The 18,035-nt window shown below is 47.2% G+C and carries 21 protein-coding genes; 10 read left to right on the top strand and 11 right to left on the bottom strand.

Annotation, left to right across the window (positions count from 1 at the left end; genetic code table 11):
* Window positions 1-72: 72 nt before the first annotated feature.
* Together JNUCC22_RS05160 and JNUCC22_RS05155 are read left to right on the top strand one after the other, a co-directional pair.
* Window positions 73-1,458, top strand: coding sequence for a hypothetical protein (locus tag JNUCC22_RS05160; RefSeq protein WP_059367303.1), 1,386 nt, complete (start codon window positions 73-75; stop codon window positions 1,456-1,458).
* Between the two features lie 69 nt (window positions 1,459-1,527).
* A complete protein-coding gene (locus tag JNUCC22_RS05155) occupies window positions 1,528-2,715 on the top strand; it encodes a M20 family metallopeptidase (RefSeq protein WP_069007020.1) in 1,188 nt (395 codons plus the stop codon).
* A gap of 22 nt (window positions 2,716-2,737) precedes the next feature.
* Here JNUCC22_RS05155 and JNUCC22_RS05150 read toward each other — a convergent pair whose 3' ends face one another.
* Genes JNUCC22_RS05150 through JNUCC22_RS05140 form a run of 3 tightly spaced genes read right to left on the bottom strand, consistent with a single transcriptional unit; the run spans window position 2,738 to window position 5,447 of the window.
* Window positions 2,738-3,442, bottom strand: a complete 705-nt coding sequence (locus tag JNUCC22_RS05150; RefSeq protein WP_014417334.1) for an EcsC family protein — start codon at window positions 3,440-3,442, stop codon at window positions 2,738-2,740.
* A gap of 42 nt (window positions 3,443-3,484) precedes the next feature.
* Entirely contained in the window at window positions 3,485-4,711 is a 1,227-nt protein-coding gene (locus JNUCC22_RS05145; RefSeq protein WP_007409219.1) for an ABC transporter permease, read from the bottom strand.
* Window positions 4,704-5,447 (bottom strand): ABC transporter ATP-binding protein, encoded by a 744-nt coding sequence (locus tag JNUCC22_RS05140; protein ID WP_025284506.1) that lies wholly within the window; start codon window positions 5,445-5,447, stop codon window positions 4,704-4,706. The genes JNUCC22_RS05145 and JNUCC22_RS05140 overlap by 8 nt, the downstream gene beginning before the upstream one ends.
* Before the next feature lie 490 nt (window positions 5,448-5,937).
* Between JNUCC22_RS05140 and JNUCC22_RS05135 the strand changes: the two genes are divergently transcribed.
* The 3 genes from JNUCC22_RS05135 (at window position 5,938) to JNUCC22_RS05125 (ending at window position 8,229) form a co-directional block, all read left to right on the top strand.
* Window positions 5,938-6,375, top strand: coding sequence for an HIT family protein (locus JNUCC22_RS05135; RefSeq protein WP_007409220.1), 438 nt, complete (start codon window positions 5,938-5,940; stop codon window positions 6,373-6,375).
* Between the two features lie 135 nt (window positions 6,376-6,510).
* Window positions 6,511-7,590, top strand: coding sequence for a 3-phosphoserine/phosphohydroxythreonine transaminase (gene serC, locus JNUCC22_RS05130; RefSeq protein ID WP_216062182.1), 1,080 nt, complete (start codon window positions 6,511-6,513; stop codon window positions 7,588-7,590).
* 120 nt (window positions 7,591-7,710) lie between these two features.
* Entirely contained in the window at window positions 7,711-8,229 is a 519-nt protein-coding gene (locus JNUCC22_RS05125) for a tryptophan transporter (RefSeq protein ID WP_007409222.1), read from the top strand.
* 57 nt (window positions 8,230-8,286) lie between these two features.
* On the opposite strand, the gene JNUCC22_RS05120 is transcribed toward JNUCC22_RS05125, so the two are convergent.
* Window positions 8,287-8,478, bottom strand: a complete 192-nt coding sequence (locus tag JNUCC22_RS05120; RefSeq protein WP_007409223.1) for a membrane protein YhzF — start codon at window positions 8,476-8,478, stop codon at window positions 8,287-8,289.
* A 117-nt stretch (window positions 8,479-8,595) separates the two neighbouring features.
* On the opposite strand from JNUCC22_RS05120, the gene JNUCC22_RS05115 reads away from it, so the two are divergent.
* Both JNUCC22_RS05115 and JNUCC22_RS05110 read left to right on the top strand, forming a co-directional pair.
* Window positions 8,596-8,952: a YtxH domain-containing protein gene (locus JNUCC22_RS05115; RefSeq protein ID WP_007409224.1), complete on the top strand. Its 357-nt coding sequence runs from the start codon at window positions 8,596-8,598 to the stop codon at window positions 8,950-8,952.
* A 179-nt stretch (window positions 8,953-9,131) separates the two neighbouring features.
* Window positions 9,132-9,743 (top strand): HTH-type transcriptional regulator Hpr, encoded by a 612-nt coding sequence (locus JNUCC22_RS05110; protein WP_003155240.1) that lies wholly within the window; start codon window positions 9,132-9,134, stop codon window positions 9,741-9,743.
* Here JNUCC22_RS05110 and JNUCC22_RS05105 read toward each other — a convergent pair.
* Window positions 9,740-10,081 (bottom strand): YhaI family protein, encoded by a 342-nt coding sequence (locus JNUCC22_RS05105; protein ID WP_003155243.1) that lies wholly within the window; start codon window positions 10,079-10,081, stop codon window positions 9,740-9,742. The genes JNUCC22_RS05110 and JNUCC22_RS05105 overlap by 4 nt on opposite strands.
* Window positions 10,082-10,291: 210 nt before the next feature.
* Here JNUCC22_RS05105 and JNUCC22_RS05100 point away from each other — a divergent pair, with 210 nt between their 5' ends.
* Window positions 10,292-10,822, top strand: coding sequence for a DUF3267 domain-containing protein (locus tag JNUCC22_RS05100; RefSeq protein ID WP_007409225.1), 531 nt, complete (start codon window positions 10,292-10,294; stop codon window positions 10,820-10,822).
* 60 nt (window positions 10,823-10,882) lie between these two features.
* Complete coding sequence (locus JNUCC22_RS05095) at window positions 10,883-11,101, top strand: hypothetical protein (protein WP_003155245.1); 219 nt, start codon at window positions 10,883-10,885, stop codon at window positions 11,099-11,101.
* Between the two features lie 56 nt (window positions 11,102-11,157).
* On the opposite strand, the gene yhzE2 is transcribed toward JNUCC22_RS05095, so the two are convergent.
* Complete coding sequence (gene yhzE2, locus JNUCC22_RS05090) at window positions 11,158-11,244, bottom strand: sporulation protein YhzE2 (protein ID WP_003155248.1); 87 nt, start codon at window positions 11,242-11,244, stop codon at window positions 11,158-11,160.
* A 124-nt stretch (window positions 11,245-11,368) separates the two neighbouring features.
* Window positions 11,369-11,455: a sporulation protein YhzE1 gene (yhzE1, locus tag JNUCC22_RS05085; RefSeq protein WP_017417375.1), complete on the bottom strand. Its 87-nt coding sequence runs from the start codon at window positions 11,453-11,455 to the stop codon at window positions 11,369-11,371.
* Window positions 11,456-11,613: 158 nt separating this feature from the next.
* On the opposite strand from yhzE1, the gene JNUCC22_RS05080 reads away from it, so the two are divergent.
* Window positions 11,614-12,465, top strand: a complete 852-nt coding sequence (locus JNUCC22_RS05080) for a peptidylprolyl isomerase (protein ID WP_038463740.1) — start codon at window positions 11,614-11,616, stop codon at window positions 12,463-12,465.
* 38 nt (window positions 12,466-12,503) lie between these two features.
* Here the strand turns inward: JNUCC22_RS05080 and JNUCC22_RS05075 are convergent, their stop codons facing one another.
* The 4 genes from JNUCC22_RS05075 to JNUCC22_RS05060 all read right to left on the bottom strand — a co-directional run bounded on the left by JNUCC22_RS05075 (window position 12,504) and on the right by JNUCC22_RS05060 (window position 17,967).
* Window positions 12,504-12,731, bottom strand: coding sequence for a sporulation YhaL family protein (locus JNUCC22_RS05075; protein WP_007409227.1), 228 nt, complete (start codon window positions 12,729-12,731; stop codon window positions 12,504-12,506).
* Window positions 12,732-12,846: 115 nt separating this feature from the next.
* The gene (gene yhaM, locus JNUCC22_RS05070) at window positions 12,847-13,791 is read right to left on the bottom strand and encodes a 3'-5' exoribonuclease YhaM (protein WP_003155251.1); all 945 of its coding nucleotides are present in this window, start codon (window positions 13,789-13,791) and stop codon (window positions 12,847-12,849) included.
* A gap of 73 nt (window positions 13,792-13,864) precedes the next feature.
* Window positions 13,865-16,747 carry an ATP-binding protein gene (locus tag JNUCC22_RS05065; RefSeq protein ID WP_216062181.1) on the bottom strand — a complete coding sequence of 961 codons (2,883 nt, stop codon included), beginning with the start codon at window positions 16,745-16,747 and terminating at the stop codon, window positions 13,865-13,867.
* On the bottom strand, window positions 16,744-17,967 hold the full coding sequence (locus JNUCC22_RS05060) for a metallophosphoesterase family protein (protein WP_216062180.1): 1,224 nt from the start codon (window positions 17,965-17,967) through the stop codon (window positions 16,744-16,746). The genes JNUCC22_RS05065 and JNUCC22_RS05060 overlap by 4 nt, the downstream gene beginning before the upstream one ends.
* Between the last annotated feature and the right edge of the window lie 68 nt (window positions 17,968-18,035).

Raw genomic sequence — 18,035 nt, 5'->3', positions numbered from 1 at the left:
CATCCTTCTTTGCACCTTCCGCCCGCCTATGAATAACCTGTAGCAATCCTATTTATAAACGGAGTGGTTCAATTGGGGATCGGCGTCTACTCGGTACATCTGCTTTATGTTGCTTTTATCGCGGCCATTATCGTTTTTATGCTCCTCAGGAAAGATACAACCTTTATTTCACTCGCCGGCATTTTTGTGATTGCGCTATGGACGACGCATTCATTCTCCGCTTCGGTCAGCAGCCTGTTTCACAGCTTCACGTATGCCGCCGGAGAATTGCTGCCGACGATTTTTATCATTTGTTTTATCGTGGCGATGAGCGGCATTTTGACCAAAACCGGTATTAATGAAGAGATGATTTCTCCGTTTGCAAAGCTGATGAAGGGGCCGGCAGTCGCGTATTGGGTTATCGGCTGTCTGATGTTTGCCATCTCTCTTTTTTTCTGGCCGTCACCAGGGGTGGCGCTGATCGGCGCTGTGCTGCTTCCCGCAGCGATCCGGGCGGGCCTTTCTCCGATCGCCGCGGCTATGGCGATGAACCTGTTCGGCCACGGATTCGCTTTATCGGGGGATTACGTCATTCAGGCGGCCCCGAAATTAACGGCCGATGCCGCGGGCATTCCCGTGAGCGATGTCATGCAGGCAAGTATTCCGCTCGTTTTGATCATGGGGTTAACGACGACAATCACCGCTTTCTTCCTCATCATGCGGGATCGAAAAAAAACGAAGGCCCCCCTCTCCTTGGACAGCTCCGGTTCTTTGGACACAAGTATGTACCTGCCGAAAAAACTCAGGGTGATCCTGGCGGTTTTCATTCCGCTTGTTTTTCTCGCCGATATTATCTGTATGATCGTATACCGTCTGCAAGGAAACGATGCGACGGCACTCGTCGGAGGAACCGCGATCGGTATTCTCCTGATCATTCATTTCATTGTATATAAAGAGCGGCATTTAGAAAAGATCACCGAGTATTTTATCGGCGGTTTTCAATTCGGCTTTAAAGTATTCGGCCCCGTCATTCCGATCGCGGCCTTCTTTTATCTCGGTGACGCGGGGTTTAAAAGTATTTTGAACACCCCGCTGCCGAAAGGATCTGCGGGGATCGTCAATGACCTCGGATTGGCCCTGTCCCATTCTTTTCCGATGTCCGGAGAATTCGCCGGCATCGCCCTGGCCGCAGTCGGTGCCATTACCGGGCTCGACGGGTCAGGGTTTTCCGGTATATCTCTTGCAGGCTCGATGGCAAAGCTGTTTTCCGCCGCGCTTCATACGGACCCGGCCGTTTTAACGGCGCTGGGCCAGATTTCAGCGATCTGGGTCGGGGGCGGAACATTGGTCCCTTGGGCACTGATCCCCGCTGCGGCTATTTGTAAAGTTGACCCGTTTGAGCTTGCCAGGAAAAACTTTATCCCGGTTGCGGCCGGGCTAGTCGTCACAACGATCGCCGCCATCATCATTCTCCCGTAGCAAAAGGATTGAAATCTTCTGACATTTTCTATACAATCATGGGAAAAGCAGACGAGGGGGACATCGCTTTTGACGTTAACGACACTTCAAAAAAGCTTAAACGCTCAGCTTGACGGGCTGTATGAGGAAATGGTTGAAATCAGGCGTCACCTTCACATGAATCCCGAGCCATCCTTTAAGGAGAAAAAAACGCCGGCGTTCATCGCCTCATTTTATGAAAAGCTCGGCGTTCCCATCCGGACGAATGTCGGGGGCAACGGTGTCACAGCCTATATTGAAGGGAGTGAACCGGGACCGGCCGTGGCACTCAGAGCTGATTTTGACGCTTTGCCGATACAGGATGAAAAAGATGTGCCCTATGCTTCACAAATTCCCGGCGTCATGCACGCCTGCGGGCATGACGGACATACGGCGGCTCTGCTTGCGGTCGGAAAAGTGCTGTACCGCAACCGGGAAAAACTGAAAGGGTCATTTGTGATGATCCATCAGCACGCCGAGGAATTATCTCCCGGCGGAGCAAAAGCAATGATTGAGGATGGCTGCCTCGAGCATGTCGATGCCATTTTCGGCACTCACCTTTGGGCGACTGAACCCGTCGGGACGGTCTTATGCCGCCCGGGCGCAGTGATGGCCGCCGCTGACGGCTTTACGATTAAAGTCATCGGCAAGGGCGGCCACGGCGCGATTCCTCACGATACGAAGGACGCCGTTTTAATCGGCTCACAAATCGTCACGGCTCTTCAGCATATCGTCAGCCGGCGGGTAAATCCGGTGCAGCCGGCCGTCATCTCAGCCGGCTCGTTCACCGCTGAAAATCCGTTTAATGCGATTGCCGATCAGGCAGTCATATCAGGCACCGTCCGCTCGTTTGACGAAAGTGTGCGCAGCCTGCTCGAAGCAGAAATAGAAGCCGTCGTAAAAGGAATCTGTTCCATGCACTCCGCTTCCTATGAATATCGTTTCAAGCGCGGTTATCCCGCCGTCGTTAATCATCCCGAGGAAGCGGCGCACGCGGCGGCAGCCGCAGCGGAAACAGACGGCGTCACGAAGGTCATTGAAGGAGAGCCGCAGATGGCCGGAGAGGATTTTTCCTATTATCTGCAGCATACAAAAGGCGCATTTTTCTTTACGGGCGCCGCTTTAGAAAACGCGGAAACCATTTATCCCCATCACCACCCGAAATTTGATTTTAATGAAAAAGCGATGCTGACGGCCGCCAAGGTGCTTATCGGCGCCGCGGTAAGCTACCCCCGATAGGGCATAAAAAACAGCCGGTACATTACGTACCGGCTGCTGTGATTCTTAAATGAAAAACGTGCCTTGCCGTCTCACCGAGCTGTGACAGCAGTTTATAATTGGCCGCTCCGCCCACGGCGGCTCCGACGACCGGCAAAAGCTGAAACAATTTCACTACGTCCAGATAATCGCGGTATTCCTGCTGAAAAACTCTCCAATCGACATCATGCTTTTTCGAATCCCATTGTTCAATCATTGAGTATATGCGTTTCCGCTGTTCACCGCTTGAGAAAGCCAGCTGAAAAATAAACAGCAAAAACAATCGCTCATCCCTGTCTTTCACATCATAGCCGTAAATGGAGGCAAGATCGAACAGACATTTCATTTTAATGGATAACAGCAAAGGGAAATCAGCCATCCCTAAAAAAATTCCGCCGGCCCCCGTACCGATACCTTCGGCTGCCGCGACCTTTTGGTACGATGCGACGGTTTGTCTGGCGAGGGCATCTTTTTCAGCAAGCGTCATACCGTTTGTATCCCGCTTGCTTTTCACCAGATTTGAACCCGCCATTGTTGCTTCGGTCATTTTTTTAATGCTTTCTGTGATGACGGCATGAATTTTATCGGGAATCCGCTCATTTATTTTCGCCTGCATTCCTTTAGAAAAACGTTCAAGCATAGAATCTTTGCGCAAAAAACGCGCTTTCCATTGCAGTGCTTCCTGTATCAGCTGCTGATCGTCGGTCATCTGTGTCTCCTTCTTTCATTGAGGTTTCAAAAACCCGATTGATTACAGCTTGCCGTACTTTTTCAATCTTCCGCCCATATACGAAGGCATGATCACAAAAATCAGAACGGCTGAAGCAACGGCCGCATACAGCGCCCCGCTGACTCCCGCGGCATAGGCTGACGCTGCACAGAACAGCAGCGCCTGCACGGTTAATGCCGATTTCATCAGCGAAAAGAAACTTTGCAGCTTCGCTTTCTGATTGACCGGGTAAAGCTCCTGCAGAGAAAGATGATGAAAATGCCCGAACAGCGGGAGAAGCTGTATTCCCGTAATAAAGACGGTAAATACGGTTAACGCCGCCGTTATCCACGGATTGGCGGAAACGAGCATAATAATCAGGATAAAAATAATCGTGAGCCTGACCTGAATGCCGAGATAATCATTTGAACGCAGAAAAGCCCGCGCATACATATAGGAGAACGTTTTCCGCTGTTCGAACGGAATCATTCTGAGCAAAAAGTCGAGATACGCCCGGCGTTTTGCCTGTTTTTTCAGGTGAGGCACATCGGTAAACAGATTGGCGATTCTGTAAAACCGCTGCTTCCTTCTTAATTCATATTCAATATGGGCTTCCCATTTTAATGATTTATGTTTTGCGGCCGATGTGAAATACACATAAAGGCCGGCCATCACAATGTAGACGGCGGCAGCGTACACATAAAACGACTGTAAGACGAAGTATAAAAGCAGCATATTGCAGATAAAGCGTATGACCGCATCCATCATTTTCATGCTTCTGTCATTCATAAACGTCATCCGCCACTCCATGGCCTGATTCCACGCTTTTACCGCCAGCATCTGAATAAATACGGCGGCATACGACGCAAGCGACGCCCCCGGACTTACAGCGAAAAACAGAGGCATGCATACAAGCGACAGAGCAATAAGCGGAAACAGCTGTGACAGATAGCTGTACTTAAATGAATGCTTAAAGTATGTCCCCATTTTCGGTTCAAGCGGCAGCAGAAACACGAGGTCCGCTTCCTTTAGCAGCGTCCGGACGTATGAACCGGTCAGCACAAATGAAAAGAGCACCGCCATCACCCAAAATGACGGAAAATGAACGGGAATGTCTTTGACCCACTTGCTGTACCAGCTCGCCGCGCCGGCAATAAAAAAGATCAGCACAATGACGAGATGATCATTGAGCATATATTTCATATACATTCTGGTTTCCTTTATATGCTCTTCAAGCCGGGACTGCCAAATCGTAGACATATTATTCATGGCCGGCGTCTTCCTTCGTCAGTTCAATATACAAGTCATCAAGAGCTGCGTCTTCCATGCCGAACTGCTCTCTCAGTTCTTCCAGTGTGCCGCTTGCCCGCACTTCGCCGTTATGTAAAATAATGAAAGCGTCACAGTAGCGCTCTGCCGTAGCCAGGATATGCGTTGACATCAGCACGCTTGATCCGGCTTTTTTCGCGGCGTCCATCCGCTCCAGCAATGCATTGATCGCAAGCGGGTCAAGGCCGAGAAACGGCTCGTCAATGATATAAAGCGAAGGCTCCGCGAGAAACGCGCACATGATCATGACTTTCTGCTTCATCCCTTTGGAAAAGTGAGCGGGAAACCATTTCAGCCTTTTTTCCATTCTGAATTCTTTCAGAAGCGGAGGAAGCCTTTTTTCAAGCGTTTCTTTGGAAAGGCCGTACGCCATGGCCGTCAGCTCCAGATGCTCTTTGAGCGTCAGTTCTTCATACAGCACCGGCGTTTCGGGGATGTACGTAAATTGCGAGCGGTAGCTTTCCTTATCCTCCGAAAACGTCTTGCCGTTCAGCTCGATCGAGCCTTTATGCGGGTCCATTAATCCGATAATATGCCGGATCGTCGTGCTTTTGCCCGCGCCGTTTAATCCGATGAGTCCGACAATCTGGTTCGGCTCAAGGGTGAATGAAACATTTTTTAAGACCGGGTTTCTCGTATAACCGCCGGTTAAGTCTTTTACCGATAGCAGAGACATAATTTCTCCCCTTCTGATTCGTTTTTCTTCATAGTACCAAAAATAAAGTCTGATTTGAAACGATTCCCTTTTTTTCTCACGTGAAAAGTGTGCATAGTTATCGTTTTGGCGGACATCATAATGTATGTAGAAGGAAACAGCTTTAATCAACTGAAAATGAGGTGTTTATAAAAGACGTCTTAGAACAGTTGGATGAAAATCAACATGTCCTGTGCTTACAATTTCTTCACACACTGCTTTGATGATGTTCTTCATTCATGATGAAATAATCAAATGAGGTGTTTGTCCCAGGAATGATTAAGCAGACCCATAAGTCTTCATTTTAAAAACAAATGAGGTGCTTACAAAAGGCATATTCAATTTTCTGTGATAAAGCTCGTACTTCTGCATCAGGGTGAACGCGCAGCCGTTCATCCTGTTTTTTGTTTTGGCCGTTTTTGTGGTACGATGAGAATATACATATATTTCTTTTCAGGGAGGAAACCCATCTATGCACAAAGCGGACGATTGTATTTTCTGCAAAATCATTGCCGGTGACATTCCGTCTTCAAAAGTATACGAAAATGAACACGTCGTGGCGTTTCTTGATATCAGCCAGGTCACAAAAGGCCATACGCTCGTGATTCCGAAAACACATATCGAAAACGTGTACGAGTTTACGCCTGAACTTTCTAAAGAATATTTTGAAGCGGTGCCGAAAATCGCACGCGCCATCCGCGATGAATTCGAGCCGATCGGGCTGAATATTCTCAATAACAACGGTGAAAAAGCGGGCCAATCGGTGTTCCATTTTCACATGCATATCATTCCGCGTTACGGAAAAGGCGACGGTTTCGGGGCTGTCTGGAAGACCCACGCCGAAGACTATACGCCTGACGATCTTCAGGAGATCGCTTCAACCGTCAGAAAACGGCTTGCCTCATCTTAAAGATGAGGTTTTTTTGCGTCCGGAAACACAAAAAACATAAATTATATTTTTTTATATCAAAAAAATCAAAAAATTGTGATAGGATAATTGTATTATTTCTTACACTAAAGCGGAAAACAGGGAGAGATCGTAAACATGGAACGTACAACGAATTTCAATGCAGGACCCGCAGCCCTTCCACTGGATGTGCTGCAAAAAGCACAAAAAGAATTTGTCAACTTCAAGGATACCGGCATGTCCGTCATGGAGCTGTCCCACCGGAGCACGGAATATGATGCGGTGCACCAAAAAGCAAAAAGCCTTCTGAAAGAACTGATGGATATTCCCGACGATTATGATATTTTATTTCTTCAAGGCGGCGCAAGCCTTCAATTCTCCATGCTGCCGATGAACTTTTTAACACCGGAAAAAACGGCGCACTTCATCGTAACGGGCGCATGGTCTGAAAAAGCACTCGCCGAGGCGAAACTGTTCGGAAACACATCCGTCACGGCAACAAGCGCAGATTCAAACCACAACCACATACCGGAAGCGGACCTCTCAGGAATCAAAGACGGCGCCTACCTGCATATTACGTCAAACAACACGATTTTCGGAACGCAGTGGAAAGAGTTCCCGAATTCACCGATCCCGCTCGTAGCCGACATGTCAAGCGACATCCTGAGCAGAAAAATTGATGTCAAAACGTTTGATGTCATCTATGGCGGAGCCCAGAAAAACCTCGGGCCGTCCGGCGTCACGGTCGTCATCATGAAAAAATCATGGCTTGAAAACGAAAACGCCAACGTCCCTAAAATGTTGAAATACTCCACTCACACAAAAGCCGATTCACTGTATAATACGCCGCCTACATTTGCGATTTATATGCTGAGCCTCGTCCTTGAATGGCTGGCTGAAAACGGCGGTGTCGAAGCGGCTGAACGGCGCAATCAGGAAAAGGCCGACGTCCTGTACGGCACAATCGACGCAAGCGGCGGGTTTTACGCGGGGCATGCCGCAAAAGACAGCCGCTCTCACATGAACGTCACGTTCACCCTCCGCGACAGCAGTCTCACGAAAAAATTCGTTGAAGAAGCGAAAGCGGCTAAAATGACCGGACTCGGAGGCCACCGCTCAGTCGGAGGCTGCAGGGCGTCTATCTACAACGCCGTCAGCCTGGCTGATTGTGAAAAACTGGCTCAGTTTATGAGAAAGTTCCAGCAGGAAAACGAATAAATTTCTTCTAACATAACGGTTCCTTTGATATACTGTTTGCATATCAATTTTTCCGGCCATCGCAATAAATGACGAGCATATTATTGGATGGCGAAAAAGCTTAGCAGAGGAGAGCTTAGTATGAAAACAAAAGAATTAGTCATTATGGCCCTGTTTGCGGCAATCGGAGCGGTGCTTCATTCCATTATGCCGCCGGTATTATTCGGAATGAAACCCGATATGATGCTTGTGATGATGTTTATGGGTATTCTGTTATTCCCCCGTGTGCAGAACGTGCTGATGATTGGGATTGTAACGGGAATCATTTCCGCACTCACGACATCTTTTCCGGGCGGACAGCTTCCGAATATCATTGAAAAACCGGTAACGGCGTTTCTGTTTCTCGCGCTGGCGCTTTTGGTGAAAAAGAGCGTGAAAACAGCGCCCGCCGCCGTCATTACGATAGCCGGCACCTTCATCTCCGGTTTGCTCTTTTTGGCGCTGGCCCTTCTGATTGTCGGCCTGCCGGGCGGATTCACCGCATTGGTGCTCGCGGTCGTCCTTCCGGCGGCTGCGCTGAATACGATCGCCATTATCATTATGCATCCGATTGTGCAGACGATCTTAAAACGGTCCAATATGATTGAAACGGTGAAATAACCGCATACCGAAACCTCTTCCGGCCGGAAGAGGTTTTTTAATGTGTTTCAGCATGTTTTATACGAGAAGTTTTGTGAAAAAGATAAGGAACAATGCGAGGGCGGTTCCTGCTGAGCAGACAATGGCCTTTTGGCGGACGACCCGCTTCGGCGGATAAGAAGCGGCCTGACCGAGCAGTTTCAGGTAATAAACGGCGCCCGCCGCAAAGACAAGAGCCATACAAGATAAAACAATCATAAAGACAGACAACCTTCTCCCTCCTTTTCCCTTAAAAAATATGCTAAAATAAAGCAAGCTATGTATAGAAGTTTATTCTTCTGAACAAAAATGATAAAAGTTATGAGAAAAAAAACGGGGTGATTTCAAATGGCTGACGGACGTTCCCTTTTAACAGGCCTTTTCGTAGGCGGATTGATCGGAGGCGCAGCGGTGTTACTCTCGGCTCCTTCATCCGGAAAAGAGCTGCGGGGCAAAATCAAAGCGAATTGCAATTCAATTGAGGACACAATCAAACGGTTAAAAAAAGACGGAATGGCGCTTAAGGACCAGCTTGTCCAAACGGCGAAAGAAAGCGCAGAAGTCATTAAAGACGTAGGCGGAGAGCTTCAGACCAGCATTAAAAGGTGGCAGGAGGAAATCAAACCGCACCAGCAGGATCTCCAGAAGGAAATCGCTGATATTGAAGAGAAAATCAGACAGCTGGAGAAAACCTTACAAAACTAATATCCTATACAACCAAAAAAAGTGCGGACATATTGCGTTCCGCACTTTTTTTTGCGGTTTAAAGCCTTTCCCAGCAATGGATGAAGAATTTATTATAAAATTCTTAAATTTTCATCTTTATTAATCTTTATTTTATTGGCATAATAGAGGAAAAGAAAATGTGAAGCAGGTGATCTGTATTGAATCGTGTTGAACCGCCTTACGATCTAAAAGAAGCTTTAATCTATACCCAAAAAATGGCGCAGCTGTCCAAAGCGCTGTGGAAATCTATCGAGAAAGACTGGCAGAATTGGCTGAAGCCGTACGACCTTAATATTAATGAGCATCATATATTATGGATTGCCTATCAGCTTAAAGGAGCTTCTATTTCAGAAATCGCCAAATTCGGCGTTATGCACGTATCAACTGCATTTAACTTTTCAAAAAAGCTTGAAGAACGGGGATATCTGAAATTTTCCAAGCGGCTGAATGATAAACGGAACACGTACATTCAGTTAACAGAAGAAGGGGAAAATGTATTCGAAAGCCTGCTTGAGGAGTTTGATCCGTCGAGAAACGCTGTGTTTAAAGGCTCACAGCCGATCTACCACTTATTCGGGAAGTTTCCTGAGGTTGAAGAATTAACCTGTGTCATCCGCCACATTTACGGCGAAGATTTTATGGAGATATTCGAGAAATCATTGACAAACATAAACAATGATTTTGATAGTGAAGACGGAAGGCTGAAGAAAAAAACGGACGAATCGGCTGTCCATGAAACGGCTGAAGAGCTGGAACCGATCAACAGTTAATCAAAGTGCTTCATAATCTCAATAAATTCTTCCATCAGCGCTGTATAAAGCCCCTGCTCATACAGAGCAAAAATCGTTTCATGAACATCTAATTTTTCGTTCAGCTGTCCCGCAAAAAGCGCAAGGAGCTTGTCAAACGTCACAAAGCCTTGCGCTTTTTGCGACTCCAGCTCGTCCTCCAATTCGCGGCAGATCCGCCCGACCTCTTCTCCTTCTTCTTCGGTCAGCCCTTTTTCAATCATCATCGCATAAAAAGGGTACTTATCCATATCCACCGTTTTCACCAGCAATTGTATGTAATATTCTAAACGCCCGATACGCTGATCCATTGAATCCATCCGTTTCACTTCTTTCTATCTTTAATCTTATTTTAGCTGATAATGAATGGAGAAGAAAGGTTAAACCGTACATTTCCATGTTTCACCGAGCTCTTCTGTTCTTCTCTTTCCAGGTTTATTTTTTTCTTTAAAAAAGGATTGATTTTTTCTCCTGAAGAGAGTAAATTATTTTGAGATTGTATTCCATCTTTGTACGGAAGGATGACTCTGATGAATTGCTGGAAAACCATTAATCTGATCAAAGATTATGGTGCGGTTCGTTTATTATTGACTGCTGTAGGTTTTATGATCCTGTTTTTTATATGCAACTTCTTGGCATTCGGGCTGCTGCGTCCGAATATCAGTTTAAGTGACGGGCACGTGTTTGCTTTTTGTGTTCTGCTCGTTGTTACTTTATTTGTACATAAAGTCATACATGTCCTGCCGATGATCTGTAAAAAAAGAAAAAAGGAAATGAAAATGTACTTCTTGCGGATGCCGACATGGAAAGGCATACCGAAAACGACGATGCTGATTTCAACGATCAGCCCGTTTTTATTCATTACGCCGTTATTGTTTTATGCCGGACTGGCATTTCCGAGACACGCTCATTACTTTTATATGATTTCGAGCATCCATGCGGGGTATTGCCTGCCTGATCTTCTGTTTGCCCTGCATCTGGTCAAAGCGCCCAAATCATGTCTGATTGACCAGGAATCCGACGGTTTTGATATTTTAGTAAAAAAAGTGCCGGAGTCTTGATGTCCCGCTGATTTTTCAGGTTACATTCTATCTTTTTTAATAAATATTTGGTAATGTAATATGGGAGCAGTTCAGAGAGAGGGGGAATCTCCCATCATTTTATTCTATTTTATCGTGGCTGCCCTGTTTATTCTTTATTTCATAAACAGGCTCACAAATACATTATGCCTTGTCAGAGAGATTCCTGAAGACCGGCAGGATAAGGTATTCCGTTTTATTAATGTATCTATTTTAATTTTACTGATCTCTTCATTCGTCGAGATCTCCTTTACTGTGTAAACAGGCAAAAAAATATGGCTGACGGAGGTCTGACCCCCGACAGCCATATTTTTTTCTTAATAAAGCCAAGAAGCGCCGATGATGATCAATAAGATGAACAGAACAACCAATAATGCAAAACCGCCTGCAAATACTTCACCCATCTCCAAAAGCACCTCCTACAAAACGTTTTATTTTTCCAATTACATCATATGCAATTTACTTCTGAAACGATTAGGCGCCCGGGTAAGAAAACGGACCGCTTTTAGAAAAAGCGATCCGTTTCGCTTAACAAATGTAAGCTGCACCTACGATGATAAGCAATATGAACAGTACTACGAGCAGTGCGAAACCGTTTGAATATCCTCCGCCCATGGTTCATTACCTCCTTTTCATGATCAATATATTTGTATGTATCAGGAAAAAGTTTGACTAGACGAATGCCCTTTATTTAAAATCTTTTTACAGAAAGCCACAATATGTTATGATACGCATATGCAATTTAATTTGGATGATTAGGAGTGTTTAAAGGAATGAAGAAAATCGCGATAGCAGCTATTACGGCAACGAGCGTCCTGGCTCTCAGCGCTTGCAGCAGCGGCGACAACGACGTGATTGCCAAGACGGATGCCGGAAATGTAACAAAAGGCGAGCTCTACACGAACATGAAAAAAACCGCGGGCGCAAGTGTGCTGACACAGCTCGTACAAGAAAAAGTATTAGCAAAAAAATACAAAGTAACGGATAAAGAAATCGATACCAAGCTGAAAGAGTACAAAACGCAGCTCGGCGATCAGTACAGCGCCCTTAAACAGCAGTACGGCGAAGATTACCTGAAAGATCAGGTGAAGTACGAACTGCTTGCACAAAAAGCGGCGAAAGACAACATCAAAGTGACTGACTCCGATACGAAAGAATATTACGATGGCTTAAAAGGTAAAATCCGCGCGAGCCACATCCTTGTCGCTGACAAAAAGACAGCTGACGAAGTGGAGAAAAAGCTGAAAAAAGGCGAGAAGTTTGAAACGCTTGCGAAAGAATATTCAACTGACAGCTCAAAAGACAACGGCGGCGACCTTGGCTGGTTCGATAAAAAGTCAATGGATGAAACATTCAGCAAAGCTGCATTCGGCCTGAAAGTCGGACAAGTCAGCGATCCGGTCAAAACAAAATTCGGTTATCATATCATCAAAAAGACAGAAGAACGCGGCAAATATGATGACATGAAAAAAGAATTGAAAGAAGAAGTTCTTAAACAGAAATTAAACGACAACTCAGCTGTACAGGCGGCAATTCAAAAAGTCATGAAAAAAGCTGACGTAAAAGTGGAAGACAAAGACTTAAAAGACACGTTTAACACTTCAACTTCTTCTGAATCTAAATAAAAAAACTGTGCGGGCTCTCGGCGAGCCGCACAGTTTTTTTATGCGATGGAATGATTGGAGTTTTCTTCCGCATCCGCGTTTTCACTTGCGGGCGCCGCCATACGGCGCTCGCGTTCCTGTTCCATCCGTTCAATATACACCCTTCCTTCTTTTTCAATAAACGACTGGTCAAGCTTTTCCTCTTCTTTAGCTGTTGTGAAAAGCTTATAAGCGCTGAAAATAATTCCGATAATGCAAAGGTATACCCACCAAGGAAAAAATAGCACGTCGGTTTCCTCCCTTTTTCACCCAGAGTCTTTATTCTAAGCTATGCTTGATAAAGACAAGTTATGAGAGCTGAACGTAAAAAAGACCGATCATAGAGAATCGGTCTTTTTTATCTTATTGATGGAAAGTCGGTTTGTAGAAAGAACGGTTTTCAAGCGCAAATACACGCTCTGTGTATTCGCCCGGCTTCACCCGTTCCAGCGCTCTGTCCATCATGATCATTTTTGCATCCAGATTGTCAATGTAGTGCAGAATTTCCGCTTCTTTCACCATCGGCGGTTTCGGGCTTCCCCATTCCGCTTTTCCGTGATGGCTTAAAATCAAATGCTTCAGAATCAGCACTTCTTCAGCGTCAATCTGAAGCTCTTCGGCTGCTTTTGAAAGCTCTGTCACCATGATCGAAATGTGCCCGAGCAGATTCCCTTCCACGGTGTACGTTGTGGAGACGGGGCCTGAAAGCTCTTTTACTTTGCCGAGATCATGCAGAATGACTCCGGCATAAAGTAAATCCCGGTCAAGAGACGGATACAGATCGGCTATCGCTTTTGCCAGGTTCAGCATGGACACTACATGATACGCGAGCCCGGAAACGAACTCATGGTGGTTTTTAGCCGCCGCCGGGTAATCCATAAACTCAGCCGCATATTTTTTGACCAGATGTCTTGTGATCCGCTGGATGTTTGGATTTTTCATTTCAAAAATGTATTGAGTGACGGTTTCCATCATTTCATTTTTCGGAATCGGCGCCGTTTCCAGAAAATCATCAATGCTGACATTTTCGTTCTCGCCGGCCGGCCGGATGTTTCTCAGCTTAAGCTGGTTTCGTCCGCGATAGTGATGGACATCTCCGATCACCTTCACGATCGTCTGCGCCGCGTACGTTACTTCATCAGTCGGCTTGGCATCCCACAGCTTCGCTTCGATATCTCCCGATTGGTCCTGCAGCATTAACGTCAGGAATGGTTTTCCATTGCTTGCGATTCCTTTAGTCGAAGATTTAATCAGAAAGTATTGATCGACCTGCTCGCCGACCTCGTGCAGCATAATACCTTTTGCCATTCTATTAAAAGCTCCCTCCATATCTTACATAATACCAGTATAGCACATACCTCTTTTTTGAAAATAAACTCTTTTATGACAGGAGCCGCATGACTTGTCCGCTGTGAAAAGACCGGCTGACATGCTCATGGCAGGTGAAATAAAGTATCTGCCGCCCGCCTTCTGAAAGCTGATTCAGCACATCAAACAGCCGCTGCAGCCGCTGCCTGTCAAAATGGACAAAACTGTCATCAAGTAAAAACGGCAGTGATACCGCAGATTCCCTCTCTGACGCAAGGGCAAAACGAATCGCCGCATAAAGCTGCTCGCATGCCGCCTGTGACAGTTCGCCTGCAGAAAACACCGTTCCGTCTTTCCGCATGACCATAATGGAATCATCAGCCTCGGAAAAATACAATTTGTGATAGCGTCCGTCCGTAAGCGGCCCGTATAATGCACCGGCGGTTTCTAACAGACGGGGAAGCGTCACTTTTTTATGCCGCTCCATTTTTTCCCTGATAATGTGTCTGACCGTCTGTAATGCGGCCCACTCTTTAGCGGTTTTTTTCACGCGCTCCTTCTGCATTTCTGTCTGCTGTTTTAAATCGGATACAAGCCCCGAGGACTCCAGCTGCTCTTGCTTCACCGTTAATAAAGCGGTTTGCTCACGGAGCTGGGCGCTTTTTTCCTCAAGCGTTTTTTTCTCTGTTTCCTTCTGAACGACTGTATGTTCAAGTTCGGACACTGTGCGGCTCATGTACGGCTCCAGCTGTTTTCCGCCTATGCCGGACAAGTGCGTTTTGATTTCGCGCAGCTGCCGCTCTGTTTCCCGGCGGCTTTCAGTCAGCCTGGCGAGTTCACAAAAGTGTTCGCGGTTTTTTGCGCCTGCCGCCATGAAAAGCTGTTTGACCTGCTGTTCGTAGTAATGAACTTCTTCATTTAATTCACGCATTTGCTCTTGTGCATGCAGCAGATCCGTTTCGAGCGCCTGTTTTCGTTTTGCTTCCTCACGGGCCCGTTCCGCCTGCGCCAGCAAAACGTGCAGTCTTTCTTTTACGGACAGCTCCCTTCCGTCTGAAGGACTCAGCTTTTTGACCCGGTCCTCAAATGCTCTTTGCAGCTTTTGCAGCCTGCCCGCTTCAATGGTCAGCTCATGCTTGTTAAGGATTTCTTTTTTGACATCTTTCATTACATGATATGCGTCAAGAAGATGGGAAGGACTTCCTGAAAACCCCAGTTCATTCATAAAAAGTTCCGCCTGTTTTTCAGACGGCGCCATTTCGGCCTCCCATTCTTCATATTGGCGGATGACTCTTTCATATGCCGCTTCTTTCTGTTCAAGCACGGCTTGATCCGCAATCAGCTGCTGCCGGTGCCGGCCGTCACGCCAAAGCTCTTCCTGCAGAAGATCAGCCGTTTCTTTAGAGATCGCCGGCTTCTTTTTCTTGTGTCCGGGCCCTCCTCTTTCTGACGGCAGCGGTTTTTGCATGCCGGACAGCATATACAGCAGCAGAGCACCGGTAAAAAGGGCGGCGGGCAGCCATTCCTTTAACATAGCGAAAATCGCAATGAACAGAATGCCCGCACCGAGAAAGAGCTTTTTTTGTTTGGCGCGCTGTTTTTCCAGATGCTGAACATGTGCCTGCCATTCGTTTCCTTCTGTATCAGCCGTTTGCTTATATGATTGTAAAGCGGCTTCTTTTTCTTTCCTGACAGCGGGGTCCAAAATGTTTTCCGCCGTCACGGCATGTTTTCGTTCGGCTTCTTCCAGCTCCAGCCGCGCTTGTTCGAAAATCGCATCAAGCTGTGTCTTTCTTTCTCTAGCCTGTCCGGCGCTCTGCACGGCTTCCTGCAGCCGCCATTCATATTCATAATCGGTGTTCAGTGAAAGAATGCCGTCTTCCTCATGTCTTCCGAGCTGCTGCAATCCTGACGAAACGCGGGCAGATGTCTGCCGGATCTGTGATTGGATGGCTGCAAGCTGTTCGCCGCGCGATTCATACATATGCTGCTCGCCGGAAAGCTCCTGCAGCTGCCGCTCTTTTTGCAGCAAGTCCTCATTTGGAGCGAGCAGATCAGTCTGCCGCCTGAGTTCAGCCGATTTTGCCCGAAGCCCCTCAAGACGGGCCGCTTTCGGATGGAGATGCGATTCGTATTTTTCAAGCTGATGCATTCCGTCCTTCGGGAATTGCTTCAATGCTTCCGGATAAGAAGAAAGTTCGCTTTCCAAGGCTGTTTTTTTGTCTGCGAGCGGCTTTGCTTCTATCGCCGATTTTACTGTTTTGATTTCTTCAGTTATGTCTTTCAATCGTGCTTCGGCATCCTGCAAACGGCCGCCGACGCTTTTTTTCTCTTCCAGAAGGCTGTGATAGCCCGCTTCCGCAGCTTCCGCCTGTTTCAGCTGGGCGCTGAGCCGCTTTAATGTATCCAACTCCTGATTTAAGCGGGGGTTCCGCCCGTTCGGCTTATACATCCTGTCAAGTTCTTTTGCCAGCCGCCCGTCAAGCTTTGCCGCCGCTTCCGACCCGAATAAGCTCGAATACAGGAGAAACTCGCCGATTTTGTCCCGGTTAAAAGCTTGAATCTCCTGCAGTCCGAATACATCGAACGAATAGATCGCTTCGTACAGCGCCCGGTCTGTATCGGAGAGAAGCTGTTTGAGCCATTCTCCGTCCTTGATTTCGCCTGAAGCCGTATACACTCTGACTTTTTCGGCAGCGCCTTTTGTCCGTTCGATTTTGACAGCGCCGTGATCGCCATGCTTCAATTCCACAGTGCCGCCGTAAACCCCGCCGTTTTTCGGTTCGTATTTTTTTGATTTCGGAAAACCGAACAGCATGCTTTTGATAAAGGACATCAATGTCGTTTTGCCCGCTTCATTTAATCCGTAGATCACTTGCACGGGAGAATCTGACAGCTGAAAACTTCGGTCGGAAAATTTTCCGTATTGGTAAATATGCATCGCCGTTATTTTCATCTCTGAAGCTCCTTCATCTGGCGTCTTAAAACGGCTTGAGCCTGCCGCTTAATATCCAGTATCTCTTCATCTGTAAATGAAGCCATCTGACGCCGGTATACGGGATGACGCTCAAGAGCTTCAAATACACCGCTCATGTCTGCGCATTGTTCTATGTCCTGAAGGAGCCCTTTAAAAAACGGATCGTGCGGCACGGTTTCTGTTTCATCCGTCCGATCCTCAAGCGCAAGCGGCCAGACGAAACATTCCTCTTCGGCCTCTTCCTCCTGTAAAGCGGAAAGAAGCTCCTCCGCGATGCCTGCGGGCGCCTCCGTCCAAAAGCGGGGCGCTGCGCCGCGAAGCACCAGCCTGACACATGCCGGGCGGCCCGCCGCGCGCAAGCCGGAGAATGTATCTGATGCGGCTTTCAGAAGTGAAGTCATATGTTCAGCTCCGGAGATATCAAGATCAATTTCCTCCCATAACACATCATGCGCTTCTTTGAATTCCCAAGACATCTCACCGTTTGCCGCCCGGACGAGATAATATCCCTTAGGCCCGGTTTCTTTTAAATGCCGGGCTTGAATATTCCCGGGGTAAATGGCGGCGGGATGCTGGGCGGACAGAACCTGCCGTTTATGAATGTGTCCGAGCGCCCAGTAATCCATGCCGCTTTTTTCAAGGTCTTCTTTCGTAAACGGGCAGTACGGGTCATGCCCTTCCGCTCCTGATAACATGCCGTGGAGCATGCCGATATGATAAGGCGCGCCGGTCATTTTCCGGTAACGGGCCGCCTGATTGACCGTTACGCTTCTTTCCTGATAGCTGCATCCGTATATGCTTGCCGCAAGCTCTCCGTTTTTAAAGAAAGATTTTTCCTCCGGTGTATCCGAGGTGAATGTATGTACATTTTCAGGCCATTCAATCGGCGTCCACTTACCGCCCAAATGATCATGGTTGCCGAATATGACGAACACTTGGATATCCGCTTCCTGTAATCTCGTAAACTGTTTTCTCAAAAACAGCTGGGCTTTTAAACTTCTGTTGGCTTCGTCAAACAGATCCCCCGAAAGCAGCACGAAATCTGCCTGCTCCCGGAGTGCCCCGTCCGTCAGTCGGCGGACGCTGTGAAATGTGCTTTCTTTAATACGCGCATATACCGGTTCAGGCAGATTCGAAATGCCGTAAAACGGGCTGTCCAGATGCAGGTCAGCGGCATGAATAAACGTCAGATCAGCCATCTCGCCCTCCCCTTTCTGCAAATTGAATTACCCTTATTTTAGCACCGTTTTTATACGAATGCACGTTC

This window comes from Bacillus sp. JNUCC-22 (assembly GCF_018861275.1).
GTDB lineage: Bacteria > Bacillota > Bacilli > Bacillales > Bacillaceae > Bacillus > Bacillus velezensis.
This window is presented reverse-complemented; position numbering and strand designations above follow the sequence as displayed.

Coding starts and splice junctions, on each gene's coding strand:
- JNUCC22_RS05135 (WP_007409220.1), top strand. CDS start 5,938: ATGCACAAAGCGGACGATTGTATTTTCTGCAAAATCATTGCCGGTGAC.
- yhzE1 (WP_017417375.1), bottom strand. CDS start 11,455: ATGGGCGGAGGATATTCAAACGGTTTCGCACTGCTCGTAGTACTGTTC.
- JNUCC22_RS05060 (WP_216062180.1), bottom strand. CDS start 17,967: ATGGCTGATCTGACGTTTATTCATGCCGCTGACCTGCATCTGGACAGC.
- serC (WP_216062182.1), top strand. CDS start 6,511: ATGGAACGTACAACGAATTTCAATGCAGGACCCGCAGCCCTTCCACTG.
- JNUCC22_RS05140 (WP_025284506.1), bottom strand. CDS start 5,447: ATGTCTCTGCTATCGGTAAAAGACTTAACCGGCGGTTATACGAGAAAC.
- JNUCC22_RS05080 (WP_038463740.1), top strand. CDS start 11,614: ATGAAGAAAATCGCGATAGCAGCTATTACGGCAACGAGCGTCCTGGCT.
- JNUCC22_RS05095 (WP_003155245.1), top strand. CDS start 10,883: ATGGGAGCAGTTCAGAGAGAGGGGGAATCTCCCATCATTTTATTCTAT.
- JNUCC22_RS05150 (WP_014417334.1), bottom strand. CDS start 3,442: ATGACCGACGATCAGCAGCTGATACAGGAAGCACTGCAATGGAAAGCG.
- JNUCC22_RS05105 (WP_003155243.1), bottom strand. CDS start 10,081: ATGGATTCAATGGATCAGCGTATCGGGCGTTTAGAATATTACATACAA.
- JNUCC22_RS05145 (WP_007409219.1), bottom strand. CDS start 4,711: ATGAATAATATGTCTACGATTTGGCAGTCCCGGCTTGAAGAGCATATA.
- JNUCC22_RS05125 (WP_007409222.1), top strand. CDS start 7,711: ATGAAAACAAAAGAATTAGTCATTATGGCCCTGTTTGCGGCAATCGGA.
- JNUCC22_RS05100 (WP_007409225.1), top strand. CDS start 10,292: ATGAATTGCTGGAAAACCATTAATCTGATCAAAGATTATGGTGCGGTT.
- yhaM (WP_003155251.1), bottom strand. CDS start 13,791: ATGGCAAAAGGTATTATGCTGCACGAGGTCGGCGAGCAGGTCGATCAA.
- JNUCC22_RS05115 (WP_007409224.1), top strand. CDS start 8,596: ATGGCTGACGGACGTTCCCTTTTAACAGGCCTTTTCGTAGGCGGATTG.
- yhzE2 (WP_003155248.1), bottom strand. CDS start 11,244: ATGGGTGAAGTATTTGCAGGCGGTTTTGCATTATTGGTTGTTCTGTTC.
- JNUCC22_RS05065 (WP_216062181.1), bottom strand. CDS start 16,747: ATGAAAATAACGGCGATGCATATTTACCAATACGGAAAATTTTCCGAC.